13 protein-coding genes and 3 pseudogenes are annotated in these 17,283 nt (G+C 59.6%); 6 read left to right on the plus strand and 10 right to left on the minus strand.

Going from position 1 to position 17,283, the window contains the following annotated elements; genetic code table 11:
• Positions 1 to 6 precede the first annotated feature (6 nt).
• On the plus strand, positions 7 to 1,443 hold the full coding sequence (locus N1937_RS10295; protein ID WP_222291164.1) for an NAD-dependent succinate-semialdehyde dehydrogenase: 1,437 nt from the start codon (positions 7 to 9) through the stop codon (positions 1,441 to 1,443).
• A 182-nt stretch (positions 1,444 to 1,625) separates the two neighbouring features.
• Here the strand turns inward: N1937_RS10295 and ilvB are convergent, their stop codons facing one another.
• Both ilvB and N1937_RS10305 read right to left on the minus strand, forming a co-directional pair.
• A complete protein-coding gene (gene ilvB, locus N1937_RS10300) occupies positions 1,626 to 3,332 on the minus strand; it encodes a biosynthetic-type acetolactate synthase large subunit (RefSeq protein WP_222291167.1) in 1,707 nt (568 codons plus the stop codon).
• A 425-nt stretch (positions 3,333 to 3,757) separates the two neighbouring features.
• Positions 3,758 to 4,846 (minus strand): LacI family DNA-binding transcriptional regulator, encoded by a 1,089-nt coding sequence (locus tag N1937_RS10305; protein WP_222291170.1) that lies wholly within the window; start codon positions 4,844 to 4,846, stop codon positions 3,758 to 3,760.
• Between the two features lie 348 nt (positions 4,847 to 5,194).
• Between N1937_RS10305 and N1937_RS10310 the strand changes: the two genes are divergently transcribed.
• The 5 genes and pseudogenes from N1937_RS10310 to N1937_RS10330 form a co-directional block, all read left to right on the plus strand.
• Positions 5,195 to 6,157, plus strand: coding sequence for a sugar-binding protein (locus N1937_RS10310; RefSeq protein ID WP_017964330.1), 963 nt, complete (start codon positions 5,195 to 5,197; stop codon positions 6,155 to 6,157).
• Between the two features lie 79 nt (positions 6,158 to 6,236).
• A complete protein-coding gene (locus N1937_RS10315; RefSeq protein WP_162117160.1) occupies positions 6,237 to 7,778 on the plus strand; it encodes a sugar ABC transporter ATP-binding protein in 1,542 nt (513 codons plus the stop codon).
• Positions 7,779 to 7,820: 42 nt separating this feature from the next.
• A complete protein-coding gene (locus N1937_RS10320; protein WP_162117159.1) occupies positions 7,821 to 8,846 on the plus strand; it encodes an ABC transporter permease in 1,026 nt (341 codons plus the stop codon).
• A 143-nt stretch (positions 8,847 to 8,989) separates the two neighbouring features.
• Complete coding sequence (locus tag N1937_RS10325) at positions 8,990 to 9,352, plus strand: hypothetical protein (protein WP_162117033.1); 363 nt, start codon at positions 8,990 to 8,992, stop codon at positions 9,350 to 9,352.
• Between the two features lie 18 nt (positions 9,353 to 9,370).
• Positions 9,371 to 9,682: pseudogene (locus N1937_RS10330) on the plus strand (OB-fold nucleic acid binding domain-containing protein); the annotation flags it as partial.
• A gap of 60 nt (positions 9,683 to 9,742) precedes the next feature.
• On the opposite strand, the pseudogene N1937_RS10335 reads toward N1937_RS10330, so the two are convergent.
• The 8 genes and pseudogenes from N1937_RS10335 to N1937_RS10370 all read right to left on the minus strand — a co-directional run.
• Positions 9,743 to 9,910 (minus strand): annotated as a pseudogene (locus N1937_RS10335) (ISNCY family transposase); the annotation flags it as partial.
• A 438-nt stretch (positions 9,911 to 10,348) separates the two neighbouring features.
• Entirely contained in the window at positions 10,349 to 11,722 is a 1,374-nt protein-coding gene (locus N1937_RS10340; RefSeq protein ID WP_260058593.1) for an ISNCY family transposase, read from the minus strand.
• A gap of 366 nt (positions 11,723 to 12,088) precedes the next feature.
• Complete coding sequence (locus N1937_RS10345) at positions 12,089 to 14,239, minus strand: mechanosensitive ion channel family protein (RefSeq protein ID WP_260058595.1); 2,151 nt, start codon at positions 14,237 to 14,239, stop codon at positions 12,089 to 12,091.
• Between the two features lie 103 nt (positions 14,240 to 14,342).
• Positions 14,343 to 14,510: pseudogene (locus tag N1937_RS10350) on the minus strand (DUF599 family protein); the annotation flags it as partial.
• 56 nt (positions 14,511 to 14,566) lie between these two features.
• Entirely contained in the window at positions 14,567 to 15,523 is a 957-nt protein-coding gene (locus N1937_RS10355; RefSeq protein WP_222279488.1) for a biotin-dependent carboxyltransferase family protein, read from the minus strand.
• Complete coding sequence (locus tag N1937_RS10360; protein ID WP_260058597.1) at positions 15,511 to 16,218, minus strand: 5-oxoprolinase subunit B family protein; 708 nt, start codon at positions 16,216 to 16,218, stop codon at positions 15,511 to 15,513. Before N1937_RS10360 ends, N1937_RS10355 begins: the two co-directional genes overlap by 13 nt.
• A gap of 1 nt (position 16,219) precedes the next feature.
• The gene (locus tag N1937_RS10365) at positions 16,220 to 16,330 is read right to left on the minus strand and encodes a DUF1330 domain-containing protein (protein ID WP_260058599.1); all 111 of its coding nucleotides are present in this window, start codon (positions 16,328 to 16,330) and stop codon (positions 16,220 to 16,222) included.
• Entirely contained in the window at positions 16,330 to 17,109 is a 780-nt protein-coding gene (locus tag N1937_RS10370; protein WP_260058601.1) for a LamB/YcsF family protein, read from the minus strand. Before N1937_RS10370 ends, N1937_RS10365 begins: the two co-directional genes overlap by 1 nt.
• Positions 17,110 to 17,283 lie beyond the last annotated feature (174 nt).

A 17,283-nucleotide genomic window follows, 5' to 3' on the forward strand; every position in this document is an offset into this window, starting at 1 on the left:
AGCGATGTGTCGGGATATCCGGATACCCAACTTTACATCAATGGCCTTTGGAGGGACGGCTCGAACGCCCGTCTCTCCATCGTCAATCCTACTTCGGGCGAGGTCATCGGTAGCGTTTCGAATGCCAGCAAGAGTGATCTCGATGAAGCGCTTGCAGCCGCTGCCGCCGGCTTTGAACAATGGCGGCGCGTAAGTGCGTTCGACCGGTCAAAGCTTATGCGCCAAGCCGCCAAGATCTTGCGCGACCGTTCCGCGGCGATCTCGAGAATAATGACGTTGGAGCAGGGCAAGCCGCTGGCCGAATCCAAAGCGGAAACGGCGGGGGCTGCCGACACCATCGATTGGTTTGCCGAGGAGGCTCGCCGTGCCTACGGCCGTTTGGTTCCACCCAGGGCGACCAACATCAGGCAAATGGTTATCAAGGAGCCTGTCGGTCCGGTGGCCGCCTTCAGTCCCTGGAATTTCCCGTTGAATCAAGCCGTACGGAAAGTTTCGGCGGCCCTTGCCGCCGGTTGTTCGATTATTTTGAAGGGGCCGGAGGAGACGCCGGCAAGCTGCGCCGAGCTTGTTCGCGCCTTTGCTGACGCAGGCCTGCCGGCGGGAGTGCTCAATCTCGTTTTCGGAGTTCCAGCCGATATTTCAAATCACCTCATCCCCCACCCTGTTATCCGCAAAATCTCCTTCACCGGATCGACTGTCGTTGGAAAGCAGCTGGCCTCACTGGCCGGCGCCCACATGAAGCGGGTGACGATGGAACTCGGCGGCCATGCGCCAGCTCTCGTTTTCGAAGATGCCGATATCGATCTTGCGGTCAGACTGTTGGCTGGTGCGAAGTTTCGAAATGCCGGCCAGGTCTGCGTGGCTCCGACGCGGTTCCTCATCCAGGAACGCGTCTTCGAAAAGTTCCTCGATGGCTTCGTGAGAGCGGCCGAGGCAATCGATGTCGGCGATGGATTGCGCGACGGCGTAACCATGGGGCCGCTTGCCAATCCGCGAAGGGTCGAAGCCATGGAGTCGCTGACGGCCGACGCGGTGATGCGTGGCGCAAAGATCGCAACCGGCGGCAAAAGAATCGGCAATCTCGGCAACTTCTTTCAGCCGACAATTCTGACCGATGTTCCACAAGATGCGCGCGTGCTGAACGAAGAACCCTTCGGTCCGATGGCGATCGTCAGTGCATTTTCGGATTACGGTTCTGCCATTGCGGAAGCCAACCGCCTGCCATACGGGCTGGCGGCATATGCCTACACGACATCTGCGAAGACGAGCGCCGACCTTGCCCGTGACATCGAAAGTGGCATGCTGTCGATCAATCATCATGGGCTGGCGCTGCCAGAGCTACCCTTCGGCGGCATAAAAGATTCTGGCTACGGGTCGGAAGGCGGCAGCGAAGCGATGGAAGCTTATTTCAATGCGAAGCTTGTAACCGAGACGGTTAATTAGCAGACCGAATCCCCGCTCACCTGCGCGCTTTCACTCGTGGGCGACATGCCTGTGGTATCGCTCAGCCATGCCAGAACCGCCCGTTCTAAGGAGACGGACCAGGCGCCGCCTGTGTACCGTCAAATCCTCAGGCCCCCAGAGGGGCCTGATCAAGCACATTCAACGGATGGGAGCTGCTACCATCACTGCGGGCGGGTGCCGACGAACCTCGCGACCCGGCAGTGAAGGAGCACCGGCCGGTCCGCGTCGATCATCACCTCGATCCTGGCGTCGAGTTCGCTCGGGCTCTCGCAACGAAGGCCGACGGCGCCATAGGCTTCCGCGAGCTTGGTGAAATCGGGCAGTGAGGCCGAATAAGAGCGCGCTCGACTGTTGCCATCCGGCATGGGATCCCATTCTTGCGCCATGCCCGGATGCTCATCGCTCAAGACGAAAATCTTGATCGGCGCTTGATGCTGTATGGCCGTCGACAGCTCTTTCATCGTCGTTTGCACCGACGCGTCGCCGGCAATGTCGATGACAAGGCGCCCGGGATGTGCGAGCTGCGCGCCCAGCGCGGCAGGAAGGCCGAAGCCCATCGTCCCCAATCCCCCCGAGGTAATCCAGCGATTGGGTTTGTCGAAACCGAAGAACTGCGCCACCCACATCTGCTGACCGATCTCCGTGGCGATGATTGGGTCGTGCGGCTTTGTCAGTGCATGCAGGCGCTCCAGGGCATGTTGCGGCATGATTGCATGGTCCAGCCGCTTGTAGGGAAACGAATGGTGGGTTCGCCAATGATCGATCTGCAACCACCACGCCCGCAACCGCTTCTGGTCGGGCATAGTGGAGAGCAACCGCCAAGCATGGATCATATCCGCCAGCACATGCGCGGCGTCGCCCTGAATGCCGATGTCAACGAGAACGCGTTTGTTGATCGACGAGGCATCGATATCGATCTGGATTTTCTTCGAGCGAGGTGAAAACTCCTGGGCACGCGAGATCGCAAGATCGTCAAACCGCGCGCCGATGGCGACCATCAGATCGCAATCGCCAATTGCCATATTCGCTTCGTGCGATCCGTCCTGTCCGGCGACCCGTAGCCAGTTCGGCCCGGTAGCCGGATAGGCCCCAAGCCCCATGATGGTGGACGTTACCGGAAAGCCGGTGAGGTTGACGAACTCACGCAACAATCTGGACGCCTCCGGTCCGGCGTTGATGATGCCGCCGCCGGTATAGATGATGGGGCGTCGGGCTTCAGCCATCAATGCGACAGCTGCCCGGATCGCGTTCTGATCGCCATGCATTGCCGGCTGATAGCTCGGCAGCGGAGCTACCTTGTCAGGTGCGACGTAGGTTCCGCTGGCAAACAGCACGTCCTTCGGCATGTCGACGAGAACAGGGCCGGGCCGACCGGCCGCCGCGATCCGGAAAGCCAGATGGATCGTTTTGGCGAGATCGTCGACGTGTTTGACCAGGAAATTGTGCTTTGTGCAGGGGCGGGTGATGCCGACGGTGTCGCATTCCTGAAAAGCATCCGTGCCGATCAGACTTGTCGGTACCTGGCCGGCGAGGCAGACGAGGGGAACGGAGTCCATAAGGGCATTCTGCAGTGCGGTAACCGCATTTGTAACGCCCGGTCCCGATGTCACCAGCATGACGCCAACTCTACCGGTCGAGCGGGCATAGCCTTCGGCCGCGTGTCCGGCGCCTTGTTCATGGCGTACCAGGAAATGTTTGATGTCCTCCTGTTGGAAGATTTCGTCATAGATCGGCAGCACCGCTGCGCCGGGATAACCGAAAATGTGTTCGACACCGTTGTCGCGCAGTGCCTGCAGAACGATCTCGCCGCCGTTCATGCGACGATCAGAGGGGCTGTTGAGGGAAGAGTTGGCTGTCTCGCCGGGCATATCTGGGTTCCGTCGTGAGTGAGGTGATAGGTGCGACGGGGCATAAAAAAAGGCCCCGTCAGGGACCTGTTTTCGGCGCATGGGTGGCTATTGCCGGACGATCAGACCGTCCTGCCCATGCGCGATATCACCACTACGAGAACCATTGCGATTTTCATGGGCGATAGAGCTAGCTCCAAATCCACACGTCGTCAACGTCGCCTCTGCGTAGATTGTATCTGTGGTTGAGATTATTTGAGATCGGTGGTTCGGTCAGTGACGACGCAAGGGCAGGGCGATCCGTTCGCAAGCCTCTTGACCAAAGGGCAAGCTCTGCCCGTTCTATCGCTCGGGAAGTGATTTCGACCACTTCCTCCAATGTGCGCCGGTCAGGGGTTCCGAGCGAGTTGGGCTCCACTCAGCGGATGAGTGGCCCGGCGCGAACGCTATGGCGACGTATATGCGCCATCGAGGATCTGCCGCGCCTCGGCCCGCGGTGCGGCGACGGAATTACGCTTAACGAGCGAGCATTCGAGCTTCGCAATGGGATAGCGCTTGCCGGGCGCACTTTCCGGGTTGAGATGTTCGATCGCCCATTGCCCCATGGCAAGATGTGGAAGGACCGAGGTCGTCAGAGGGGGTACGAGATGTCGTGCAATTTCTTCGTCGTCATAACCCACCACCGACATGTCCTGGGGAATGCGAAGCCCTGCATCCTTGAGCGCTTCGTAACACCCGATGGCAGTGCGGTCGTTCTGGCAGAAGATCGCGGTGGGCGGCTCTTTCAGAGCAAGCAGTTTCATCGTGGAGGCATAGCCGGCACCGGCCGACCAGTCGCCTTCAATGACCAATTCCGGATCGAAAGGTATATCGGCGGTCGCCAGCGCGCGGCGATATCCCGTCAGCCGGTCCTGCGCCGCCTGCATCCAGATTTCGCCGGTGATCGTCGCGATACGATGGTGTCCGTGCATGATCAGATGGCGGGTGGAGCTCTGCCCCCCCGCGATCTCGCTCGGCACCACGGCGGGAAAGGCATGGTCCGCCGTATAACAGTTCAGCAGGACCGTCGGGATATTAAGCTTGCGGACATAGGAAGGAAGCTCCACCTGACGGGTATAGATTGTCATATATATGAGCGCCGATATGCCTCCGTTCGTCAACGCCTCGATTGCCTTCGGCTCCATGACGGGGTCACTGAGCGTTTGGGTTACCAGAAGGACATTGCCGGCGTTCCAGGAGGCTTGCCGCGCGCCTTCGATCGCAACGATCGCTTCCGGGCTGGTGGCGAGTTGATCCACGGCGAATCCGATGACGTTGTCCAGTCCCGAATAAGAGGCCTTCGTCGTATAGGTCTTCTCCATATAGCCGAGCGCGCGCGCCGCCTCCAATACGCGATCACGCGTCTGCTGTGAGATGCGGGTGCCGGGCGTGTCGTTGAGGACGAAGGAGACGGCCGCCTGCGAGCAGCCAGCCGCCGCGGCGATGTCCATCATCGTCACGCGCACAGGCCTATTTTCGGTCTTGGGTTTTTGCATTCGTGGAAACTGTCTCTGCTTGGGATAACCGTTCAGGGTTGTTGATCGTCGTTTTTGCTAATTAATATTAGCATCTATCTGAAAGCGCTGGCAATTGCATGAATTGTTGCAACACTATCGATTGTTGGCAATGCCAGTACAAAATTACCATCCCAGCCATTGCCCGATGAAATGTTTTGATCTGCATTGATAATACTATTTACTAATTAAATTTCTTGTATACCGTCAGGGAGCGATCGGAACCTATGCCACTCGTCGCTTTGCGACGGCCCTGGGAGGGGGCGCGCATCCGGCCGGCCGTAAATCGGAAACGGGCCCGTGCAACTGCGGCCCCTCGGGAGGTGTATTATGAAACAGCTGAAACGCAATGCAGCCTTGTTTTTCGCCGGGTTGATGCTGAGCGCGGCGCCGATTGCCGTATCGCATGCTGCCGACAAGCCGACACTCGCATTTGTCGTCAACGGTGCATCCGACTTCTGGAAAGCCGCAGAGGCGGGCGTGAAGAAGGCGCAGGGCGAGATGCCCGACTACCAGATGGAGCTGAAGTACCCTGAGCAGGCATCTGTCGCCGTTCAGCAACGGCTTATGGAAGACTTGGTCAGTGCCGGCGTCAAGGGGATCATGGTTTCCGCAGTCGATCCCAAGACCCAGACGGACGGCTTGAACAAGATCGGATCGCAGACTGCTCTCTTCACCACAGATAGCGACGCGCCGCAGACCAACCGCGTCGCCTATATCGGCTCATCGAATATCGACGCCGGCATGCAGGCCGCCGAAATCGCCAAGAAAGCGATGCCGGACGGCGGCAAATGCATCGGCTTCGTTGGCCTGCTCGGCGCCGACAATGCCAAGGAACGCATCCAGGGCATGAAGGACGGCCTGAAGGGCACGAAGATCGAGCTGACAGATGTACGCGGCGACGATATCGACCAGACCCGCGCAAAGAAGAACGTCGAGGACGCGCTGGTGGCCAGCCCCGACGTCACCTGCATGGTCGGTTTCTACTCCTACAATACGCCGCGCATCTATGAGGCGTTGCGCGACGCCGGCAAACTTGGCCAGATCACCGTCGTCGGCTTTGATGACGATCCGATCACGCTCGGCGGCGTCAAGGAAGGCACGGTCGCAGCGACCGTCGTGCAACAGCCGTTCGAATGGGCCTATCAGGGCATGAAGCTGATGGCGGCCTACCTCAAGGGCGACAAGTCAGGCGTTCCTAGCAACGGCTTGATCATCATACCGACGGTAATCATCGGCAAGGATGACGTTGACAAATATGCCGCCAGCCTGAAGGCCATGGCTGGAAAATAACTCTCCGTCGCGGCGGCGGCACTCGCCGCTGCCGCGAGGGACGTCCCATGCCGACAGCATTAGCAGCTATGGACAGGCGATGAACCACAGCTCCGACTTCCCATCACCGGACGCGCTTGCAACGCCGTTCCTCTCGCTTTCCGGCGTTGGCAAGACCTATCCGGGCGTCGTTGCGCTTGAGGGCCTGTCGATCGACATCATACCGGGCGAGGTCATCGGCCTCGTCGGCGAGAACGGAGCTGGAAAATCGACGTTGATGAAGATTCTCGGCGGCGTGATAGCACCCGACCGAGGCGCGATTCTGCTCGACGGAGCAGAGCTTCGTTTCCTCACTGTGGAATCGAGCATCGCATCCGGCATCGCCTTCGTTCACCAAGAACTCAATCTCTTTGAGAATCTCGACGTTGCTGCCAATATCTTCCTGGGCCGCGAGCCGCTGAAGGCCGGACCTTTCAAGCTCGTCGATCGCAATCGGCTGCGAGACATGGTGAAGCCGCTCTTGAAGCGGGTAGGGGCTCATTTTTCCGCCGACACACCCGTGGCATCGCTTTCCCTTGCCGAGCAGCAGATGGTGGAAATCGCCAAGGCGCTGTCCATCAACGCCAGGCTCGTCATCTTCGATGAACCCACGTCCAGCCTGCCGCTGGCCGAAACCGAGCGTCTCCTGAGCATTATCAAATCACTGAAAGCCGATGGCATCAGTGTGGTTTTCATTTCGCATCGCCTCCACGAGGTTGAGCGCGTCGCAGACCGGGTCGTAGTCCTGCGCGACGGCACGCTTGTGGGCACGCTTGCCAAGAAAGACATCGGTCACGACCAGATGGTCAAGCTGATGATCGGCCGGGTGCTTGCGGCCCGGACCGCAAAACCGCAGCGCTCGCCCGGCTCGGTTGCGCTGAAGGCTAGCGGCGTGCGCACCGAGGCCTATCCCGGCCGTCCCGTTGATCTGGAAATCCGGTATGGAGAAATCATGGGACTTGCAGGGCTCGTGGGGTCGGGCCGCACCGAGCTTGCAAGGGTACTCTTCGGCATTGACCGTAGCTACGGCGGAGCCATTCTGCAGGACGGGCGGCAAATTGCGATCAGGTCTGCCCGGGACGCCGTTGCTCGTGGCATTTTCCTGGTACCGGAGGATCGCAAGCGCAACGGCATTCTTCTTGATTTCCCGATCGCCCAGAACATAACCCTTGCCGATCTCCCCAAGCTCTCCAGCCGCTTCATGCTTTCTGCCGAGCGGGAGAGGGCGGCGGCCGAAAAACAACGCGTTCGCCTCGGTATCAAGGCGCCTTCCGTTTCGTCGCGAACCGGCACTCTGTCCGGCGGCAACCAGCAGAAGGTGGTGCTTGCCAAATGGTTGTCGATGAGCCCGAAGGTGATGATCTTCGACGAGCCGACACGCGGCATCGATATCGGCGCGAAGAATGAGATCTACGGCCTGATGCGAGCGCTTGCCGATGCCGGCGTCGCAGTCCTGATGATCTCCAGCGACATGGAAGAGGTGATCGGCGTTTCCGACCGCATCGCCGTCATGCACGAGGGCCAGATCGCCGGCATTTTGGAAGAGGACGAAATCAGCCAGGAAAGCGTCCTTTTGCTTGCCGTCGGCAAAAGGGTAAAATAGCGGCTGCGGCCAATAGAAATAAGTATCGGGGATGGATTTCGAATGATCAAAAAAGATCTAGGACTGCTGCTTTTGATCGTCGTCGTCGGCATCGTCGTCGCCATCATCAACCCGCGTTTCCTGCTGCCGATCAACCTGGCCAACACTGCCAACCTGATCGGCCTGTTCGGCATCCTGTCGATCGGCCAAGCCTTTGTCATCATCACCGGCGGTATCGAGCTTTCCGTGGGTTCGCTCGTCGCACTTCTCGGCGTGCTGTTCGTCGATTTCATCGCGGTCCAGGATATGTCATGGATGCTGGCGCTGCCGCTCATTCTCGCGCTCGGCGCCGTCATCGGTGCCGTCCACGGCTGGCTGATCACCCGGCTCAACCTGCAACCCTTCGTCGTCACCCTCTGCGGCCTCCTGATCTATCGTGGGGCAGCGCGCTTCTATACGGCCGACGGAACGGCGGGCTTTGCTTTCGGCCAAAATTTCCCTGACCTCGAATTCCTGACCGCGGGACGGTTTTACGGCGTTCCCAACACCTTCACCGCACTCGTCATCATTGCCGTGGTCATGTGGGTCATGCTGCATCGCTCTGTCTTCGGGCGTTATCTTTACGCGATCGGGAAGAACGAGGAGGCGGCCCGCTATTCCGGTATCCGTACCGGCCGCATGGTGATGTCGGCCTATGTCATCTGCGGGCTGCTGACGGCGCTATCGGCAATTTATTTCGCCATGTACACGCGCTCGATCTCGCCGGCGAGCCATGGCCAGTTCTACGAACTCTACGCGATTGCCGCTGCCGTGCTCGGCGGCTTTTCGCTCCGCGGCGGCGAGGGATCGATCGTCGGCGTCGTGCTGGGAACGGTCCTGCTCCAGGAGTTGCAGAATCTCGTGAATCTCCTTGGTATACCCTCGTCGCTGAATTTCGCTGTCATGGGTGGCGTGATCCTCATCGGCGTCCTGATCGACCAACAATGGCACGCGATCCGCGCAAAGCGCCGCCTCGTCTTCGCCGCCCGACAGACCGAATCCCGTCTTTCGAAGGAAGGCAGTTTGCCAGCGGTTGCCAATCAGGACTAGGTCAGTGGATGGCGGCCATGCGTGTCGTGACCTTGCCCCGTTGAAATAATCCGATTTGCAAGATCAGATCGAGCGGGTGAGGGGCACTGCCGCTTTCACGGACATGAATCCGTGATCGGCCGCAAAGGAAAAGGCCTTTTTTTATGAGCGATAACGGACAAAAAATGCGAAGATATCTACTTAGCTTGATAAAAATCCTTATGATAAATGAGAAGAAATATGGATTTTATGCCATTCTATCCGGGCTTTTAATTTCCTTATTTGCGTGGATTCCTCTTGTAATTGTGGCGACAACTTTGACCTCTGAGTTCGCAATTGGGCCAGTGCTTGCGAATTTGTGTGTCATTCTTGTATTTTCGCCTGTTGTTATATTATTTTATGTTTCATTTGCTTTGTTAGTTGATGAGGTTTCCGGATATTTAACGAGGCGAACCGTGATTGGAAAAGAACATGGTTCTCTTAAACGCAAAATTCGGCAGATTGTGGGGTCGGAAAGAGATGCGTAAAGCAGACGGCAAAAGCAGAAACGGAACATCGTCACCTGCCAGGAAGCGATGAACGCCCGCGACGGCCGCTGGCTCATGACGGCCGGCCTCGTCCTTGTCCGCCAGAAGCCCGGCTCCGCCAAGGGCGTCATGTTCCTGACGATCGAGGACGAAACCGGCCCGGCGAATGTCGTCGTCTGGCCATCGCTTTTGGAAAAGAGACGCTGCGCTGTGCTCGGCTCGTCGATGATCGCGATCAACGGAAAGATTCAACGAGAAGGCGACGTCGTTCATCTGGTCGCTCAGCAGTTCTTCGATCTGAGCGGTGACCTATCGGGTTTGGCGGATCGCGGCATCGCGCCGGCCGAGTGGCTGGAAAACCCGCTTCTTGCGCTCGCGTCGCGAGACTCAGATGCCGGCCTCGGTCATCCATTGCCGCAGCGTCTCCTTGGCGACCGAGATCTAATGCGGCTCGATCAGCTTCTCGCGCGCCAGCGCCGGACCGAAATCCAGATAGCGTTCGCGGATGAGATCCAGCGCCGCATTGCGAAACTCCTCGCTTGGATGACTTCGAGGCGATGCAGTTCTTTCTGCGACATGGTGATCATAAAGGACATGACGACTCCGACCGCTCATGGTCTCGACCAGGCTGAAGGTCGTCATCCTTGCTCCCGACGTTGGCATTGACCAGAGCGTCGAGAAGAGGCGAGACTGTCGCATCTCTAACTGGCCCAACTGCCGCATTACTAAATAGCCGCTACAAGTCTTACATACTTGTGGCGGCAGGGTTGGAATGTCCGTTTGCATTGTGGCGGCAGGGTTGGAATGTCCGTTTGTGTGCAAAGTAGAAGTGTCACTTCGGACGCGTCTTCAGCTATTTAGAAATGCGACACTCGGCATGTCCACTTGCGCTGAGGCAAGCCCCCGACCGGACCGGCTGGACCGGGTTGCAAGGGAAGGGCGGGGGCGGGTGAGATGCTCCCCTTCGGCTTTAGCTTTGACAATTGGAGCAGCCAGTCATTCCGCCGCATCGAGGTCAGAGAGCGCTTGTCGCCGTCGGGCAATGACGGCGGGATCGTTCATGAAATCCTTCCGCCGTCCCGGACCGCGAGCACGTCGCACATAGCCGTTCTTCTCGCTGTTGGTCTTTACATCAGGCTGCGACTGCCGCTCCTGGCGCTCCTTGATATAGGCCAGCACGTCTCCGAGTCGCTTGTTCTCGATGATCGCCGCATGCGTCACCCGCTGGTCCTTGTCGAACACCTTGTAGGGCAGGGAGTATCCCTTCCACCGCACATCGAGCCGGCCGTCCGCATAGGCATAGGTCTCGACATAGCGGCCAGCCAATCCACGCGTCACCTCGTTCTCCTCGAGCATGATCCGCTTGCGTTCAAACGAAAACGTCAGCTGCGCCCCGACATAGCGCTGCTCGCGCTTGCACAGGATCTCCTTCAACCGATCTGGGGCGAGATTCATCGGCCGGTGCAGGTCACCGGATCGGGCAGGGGCGAGCGCAAACCGCGCATTGTAATGCTCTATGAAGTCAGGCAGGTACGCATTGCCTGCCTCCATGTCGCAGATATCGGCCAGCCGCAATTCCTTGACCAGCCGATCCTGCAGCGTCCGGTTCATCCGCTCGACGCGGCCCTTGGCCTGACTGGAATTTGCACAAAGAATCTCGATGTTTAGCTCTGAGAGCGCACGGCCGAACTGGGTCATGCCCTGGCCACCCTTGGCGTCTTTCTTCGCCACCCGGAACACAGAATGCTTGTCCGAGTAGAAGGCCACAGGCGCGCCGTGATCGCGCAGGTAAAGCGCCAGCGCCTCGAAATAGCTGAAGGCGCTTTCCGAGCGCACGAACCGCAACTGCATCAGCTTGCCCGTCGCATCATCGACGAACACCAGCAGCGAGCATGGATCACCGCGGTCCTCAAACCAGCGATGTTCGGACCCGTCGATCTGTATCAGCTCGCCATAGGCTTCACGCCGCAAGCGCGGCTGATGAAACGTCCGCCGCTGCTTGCGCGAGAGCCACAGGCCCGCATCCACCATCCAGCTGCGCAACGTCTCGCGCGACACCCGCAACCCATCGCGCTCGGCAAGCTTCTCGGCCGCCAAGGTTGGTCCGAAGTCTGCATAGCGTTCGCCAACCAGCGTCACGGCGTAATTCCGAACACCGTCGCTGATCCGGTTGTTCGACGGTCGACCGATCGCCTTGTGCCGGATCGACGCCGCACCACCCGTGTTGATCCGCTCCAGCAGACGACGCACCTGGCGCGTACTCAGATCAAGCACATGTGCCGCCGACACCATCGTCATCCGGCCGGCGATGACCTTCGATAGAATCTCGATCCGTTGCAGGTCGCGCTCGCTCATCGCAATCAGTCCCATCCGCAATCTCCACCGTCATCAAACAAGGGGAGAGTGACATTCCAACTTTGCAGAAACAGGACACTTCAACTTTGCGGCTACATGCATATATCGCATAAGATAGATTATGGAACCATTCTTATGATTACAATGTCATACCTTCGTCATCCATCTTATGGACCCACTCTTTTGAAATCGGCCTGCTCTAATTTGCGTCTGGACAATCCAGCACATCGACGAGTTCACCTGCGGACGTGCCCTCATAGAACAGCTGATTTCAGCCAACGGACTCTTTCGCAACCCGTGTCTCGGACGACGCCCACTTGGCGACAACGTCCGGGTCAGACTGTTGAGCATTGACGGGATTCGACGGAAAGCTCGCCGTTGCTACTCCTCAAGTGTCGGGATGGCTTTCGATGGTCTTTGCAGCTCCGAGGCGGCAGCGGTTGCCACTGCATCGGCGGGACCGCCGGAAACATGGACGGTCGGCGTTGCAAACTGGATGCCTTTTTCTGCGAATGTCTTCTTGAGCATGGCGAGCGCCTTTCGGCGAACGCCGAACTGTTCGCCGGGTTTCGTCATGAACTTCAGCCGTATCTGCACACCATAATCCACCATCTGCTCGATTCCCTGCATTTTCAAGGGCTCGATGATGTTGGGGCCGAGTTCGGCATCCTCCAGAAGCTCAACGCCGATGCGTTTGATGGTCTTGCGGACCTCCTCAAGGTCGCTGTCATAATTCAGGGTGAGCGTGATGATGTCGATGACCCAGTCACGGCTGAGGTTTTGCACCGCTCCGAGTTCGCCGAAGGGAACGATGGTGACCGGACCGCGGTGATGGCGCAAGCGGATCGATCGCAGCGAGAAACCTTCGACCGTGCCTTTATATTTCGCCGCCTGGATGTATTCGCCGATGCGGAAGGCATCGTCGAACAGATAAAAGACGCCGGAGATGATGTCCTTGACGAGTGTCTGCGCACCGAAGCCGACGGCTATACCGACGACGCCAGCGCCCGCCAGCAGTGGTCCGATCTGGATGCCAATTGCATCCAGGATCATCAGGAAGCCGACAGCGCCGATCGCCAGGAACAGCACATTGCGAAGAATGGGAAGGAGGGTATTCAACCGCTGACGCCGGCGCGCGTCGGGTCCGTCCTGATGTCCCCCCTGCTCGCTTCGCGACGCCACCGCCATCTGGCTGTCGATCAGCGTGCTTGCGAGCTTCCAGATAACGTCGGTCACCAGCAGCACGATAACAATGCGGATTCCGGCTCGGATCAAACGCGTGGTCACCGTTTCGGCTGCGGCGAGATCACTGAGATTGACATTCCACGCCCGGGCAATGAGCAGCGCGGCGACCACAATGAGGCCGTTCCGCAGCGTTTGCATGATGACAGCAGACCATCCGACGATGGCCGGATCTTCCACCGCCTGCTCGTCGCCGGATTGTATGATGCGACGAATGATATCATGAGCCACCGAAACGGTGAGCGGCAGAAGCGTGACGACGACCACTGTCCAGAATGCCCCGCGGAGCCCGGATACCCATAACAGCCACGATAGCAGGATGCTCGCGCTGAAGCCGACACAGACCAGCCGGCTGACGGGCGGCCCGTCAGAACGAAAGTGCCGCAGCCAGATCATAACCATCAAAGCGATTGAAACGACACCAAGCCAAGCTGCGGTAAAGAGATCGGCCAAGATCGGTGAAGCCCCGATCGTCCCGATCACTTCAATGGTGGCCCAGCCAGCCGCCAGCACTGCGACGATTCCGAGGAGCCAATAGTACCAGAACCAGGCAAGCGAGGTGACAAGCGTCAGAAGCCGCATATGCGGCAGGCGGGCGCCTGGCGCGATGACAATGCGGCCCACAAGCACGCCAAGGCGCACCATGAGCGCGGCTGATAGCAGAATCAGTGCGATATCGCGAAATACGGCAGGCCATGGAAAGAGGATAAACGCGCCGAGGCTTCCGATCAGGTAACCGACCAAGGCGAGAAGACCCATTGAAAGCCGGGCGGCGTGGAGCTTGATCCGCTGCCGAACGGTGCCGGCGGGTGCGTTCAGCACAAAATGGAGCAGCCCTCGCCCTGACCACCAGGCAAGGCGCTGGGCTACGAACCCGCCCGCGACGAAGAGTATGACCGCCAAGATCAGGCCGACAGGTTCGATACGATCATCCGTTTGGAAGACCCGGATCGCCGACTGTATCTGCCCGGGAAGGGTCGGAACGGCATCGACGAGTGTGATCAACCTCTGGCGCAAATCCTGTAACGATGTTGCAATCGACGTCGGTGCCGCCTCTTGCGAGACTGCTACCGACTGCGCCGGTTCCTGATTGCCCGGAACGATCCGATTGACCAGCGCTCGTCCGGAATCATCATTCGGCAATTCGATAATAACCCGGATTGGCGCCGAGGAATTGGTCGGCTCAGCCGCCGAGGCGGGGTTTGCGCTCGCGAGCAGAAGCGTTGAAAGTACCAGCGTCAGAAACGCGCACACTCTGCGGAGGGGATGACGGTCGTCGATGATGCGCATGTGGCCGTGGTCCCCGCGACGGTATCGTCGCTTTTGCCGGGTTGGTCGAAACTTCGGACTTTGTGAAGCGTTGCACGACCAACGTCAATCGACGAACCGGTCTCTAATCAAGCAGCTTCCGTATGGCCATGATCCCTTTTGCAGCATCCGACCAAGATTGACGCCAGATCAACACGCCGACGCTGAGGATGGTGGCAACAGCGAAGGGGATTGGCCCGAGAAACCAGAAGGCGGCTGCGATGGTGAAATAATAAGACCGGACACCGGCAGCTCCAAGTGTCTATCGCCGCCCTGCCCGTCAGATCGACAGGCCTATGTTCGGTCGTCCTATGGTCCGTCGTGGATTGCCGCGAGGTAACGGGACATAGTCGAAGCCCGAAGCCGAATGTGCTCGATCGCCTGCTGCGGCGTCACGGCCAGGAAACCGACATGGTCGCGTGGGCGCAGCTGAACGAAGGCGTCCAGATCGCAATCCACCACCGTGGCGATCTTGGGATATCCTCCGGTCGTCTGGTGGTCGGCCAGCAGAACGGTGGGAACACCGTCTCCGGCGACCTGTACCGAGCCCCGCACGATCGCTTCCGATGGCATGTCCAGCGCCGCACTTGGCGCAAGCGACGGACCTTGGAGGCGTACGCCCATGCGGTCATAGGCGTCGCTCAGGCGGAAAGGCGACGAAAGGAAATTCGACAAGGTTTCTTTCGAGAAGAACCGATCCTGCGGACCGACCACCACATGCAGCTCGGATCGCGGTCTTGCGATGACCGGACATGTGATCGGACCATGTCGATCATCCCGCACGTCCGGATCGGCTATAGTGAGCGTCTGTCCGGCTGCAAGGCGCCCGCCGCCGAGCCCGGACAGGCTGTGCGTCGACATGCTGCCCAGCCAGGTCTTCGCCTCGATATGACCGGCGAAGGCCAGATACGTCCAGCTTCCCCAGTATCCCGGACGGATCGCCAGCCGCTCCCCTGCCCTCAAGGTGGCGACCATCCATGCGCCGCGCTTGTCGCCGGCATGCTCGACGATGAAGCCTCCTCCGGCGACGGCGAATGTAACCTCCCCCGACAGGCAGTCGAGAACCAGGCCGCCCATGGAGACTTCGATTGCCGGCTGACCGGCAGGATTGCCGACGGCGGCGTTGGCGGCGGCAAACGAGGTCCTGTCCATCGGACCGGAGGCCGGGACGCCATAGCGCATCAATCCGTGACGTCCTTCGTCCTGGACAGCGACGTGAGGACCCGCGAAGTTGATTGCAAGGACAGCTTCGCTCATGCGGGGCACCTCGCGTCGAATTCGGCCCTCGATATGCGGCGGAAACGCACCGCGTCGCCGACGTCGAAAAGGAACGGACGGTCGTCGGAAGCGGCGTCGAGAATCTTCGTCGGAGAGCGGCCGATGATCCACCAGCCGGTCGGCATGGTGAGCGTGCTCACCAGGCATTGCGGACCGGCGATCAGCACGCTTCCGGCGGCGATGCCGCGAATAGGCGCAGGCTTCCTCGGCTGCTGAATGGCTTTGGGCACGCCTGCGAGGTAGGCGTATCCTGGAGCGAAGCCGTACATGAAGACGCTGTAGTCGCCAGAGAGATGGGCGGATATGACGTCTTCCAGCGATAATCCGCTCGCCTCGGCGACGGCGGCAAGATCGGGCGCAAGATCAGGATCGTAGCAGACTTCGATTTCGCGCATCGCTCCGATCGTCTCTGGAACCTCAGCCGGCAGAAGCTCGGCAATGGCCGCTTCCGTCGTCCGGTGATCGGCCACGAGCGGATCGAAGCATACGAGAATGCTGGCATAGGCCGGAACGGCTTCGACGAATCCTTCAAAGGGTGCCGCCTTCAAGGCGGCATCCAGCTTGACGACCTGATCGTGGATCCGCTTATCGATGGTCGCGCCGAATTCGACGAGCACCGCGTGGCCGCCCACAGGACGATAGTTCGGAACGCTGGAGGGGGATGCGGACGGCTCCTGTGACAAATCAGCCGGCGCCTTCGATCAGAATGAAATCCGCATCCGCTGCCTGCGTGCAGGTCCCATAGGCGTCCGGATCGGTGACGGTAACCTCGGCAATAAGATAGCCTTTTGCCATCACCTGTTTTCCTTTGTCGGTTGGAGGAATGGTGCCACCTCGATGCCAGCCTTTTGCAATTCCCTGCGCACGTGGACGGCCATGGCGAGCGCTCCTGGGCTGTCCCCGTGAACGCAGATCGAGTGCGCATCGAGAGTGATCGGAACGCCGTCGACCGTCGGCATGAGGCCGCTGGACAGGTACTCGATCAATCTCGAAGCTGCCTCCGCGGGATCATGGATCATCGCTCCCGGCAAGTTGCGCGGGACGAGCCGACCGGTGGAGAGGTAGCCGCGGTCGGCAAAAATCTCGCTGAACACGGTCATTCCTGCATCGCGGGCCGCATGCTCAAGCTCTGTCCCGGAGATCGCCAGTATAGCAAGTTCCGGCGAAATCGCTCGGGTTGCGCGGATGATGGCGTCGGCGACCGGCCGTTCGTCGGCCGCCCAATTGGCGAGTGCCCCGTGCGCCTTGATGTAACGGACTCGGGCGCCTGCCAGAGCCGCAGCTCCCATCAGCGCCCCTATCTGCGTCGCCACAAGCTGCTCCACTTCCCGGATGCTCAAGGGGATGAGGCGTCGTCCGAAACCTTCGCGATCTGCAAAGCCCGGATGAGCACCGGCGACGACACCCCGCTCGCTTGCAAGGGTAAGCGTCTCCACCATGGTTGCCGGATCTCCTGCGTGCCCGCCACAGGCGATGTTCGCACTGGTGACGACGTCAAGGATCGCCTTGTCGTCGCCCATGCGCCAGGGTCCAAATCCCTCCCCCAGATCAGAATTGAGATCGATCTTCGTCATGATTTCCGTCAACCCTTCGCGCCGGTCTTGTCAGCTTCGTCGCATTCTGGAGCGTCGAAGCCGAGGTGGAGCACACCTTCGCCCTGCGCGTCAAGAAAACGACGGCTGCTGACTGCGCGCGGCGAGCTTATGTGGCGGTCTCGGGCCGTCTTTCGCGCGGGGCTTCGGTGGCAA

The organism is Rhizobium sp. WSM4643 (genome assembly GCF_025152745.1).
GTDB classification, from domain to species: Bacteria; Pseudomonadota; Alphaproteobacteria; order Rhizobiales; family Rhizobiaceae; genus Rhizobium; species Rhizobium leguminosarum_I.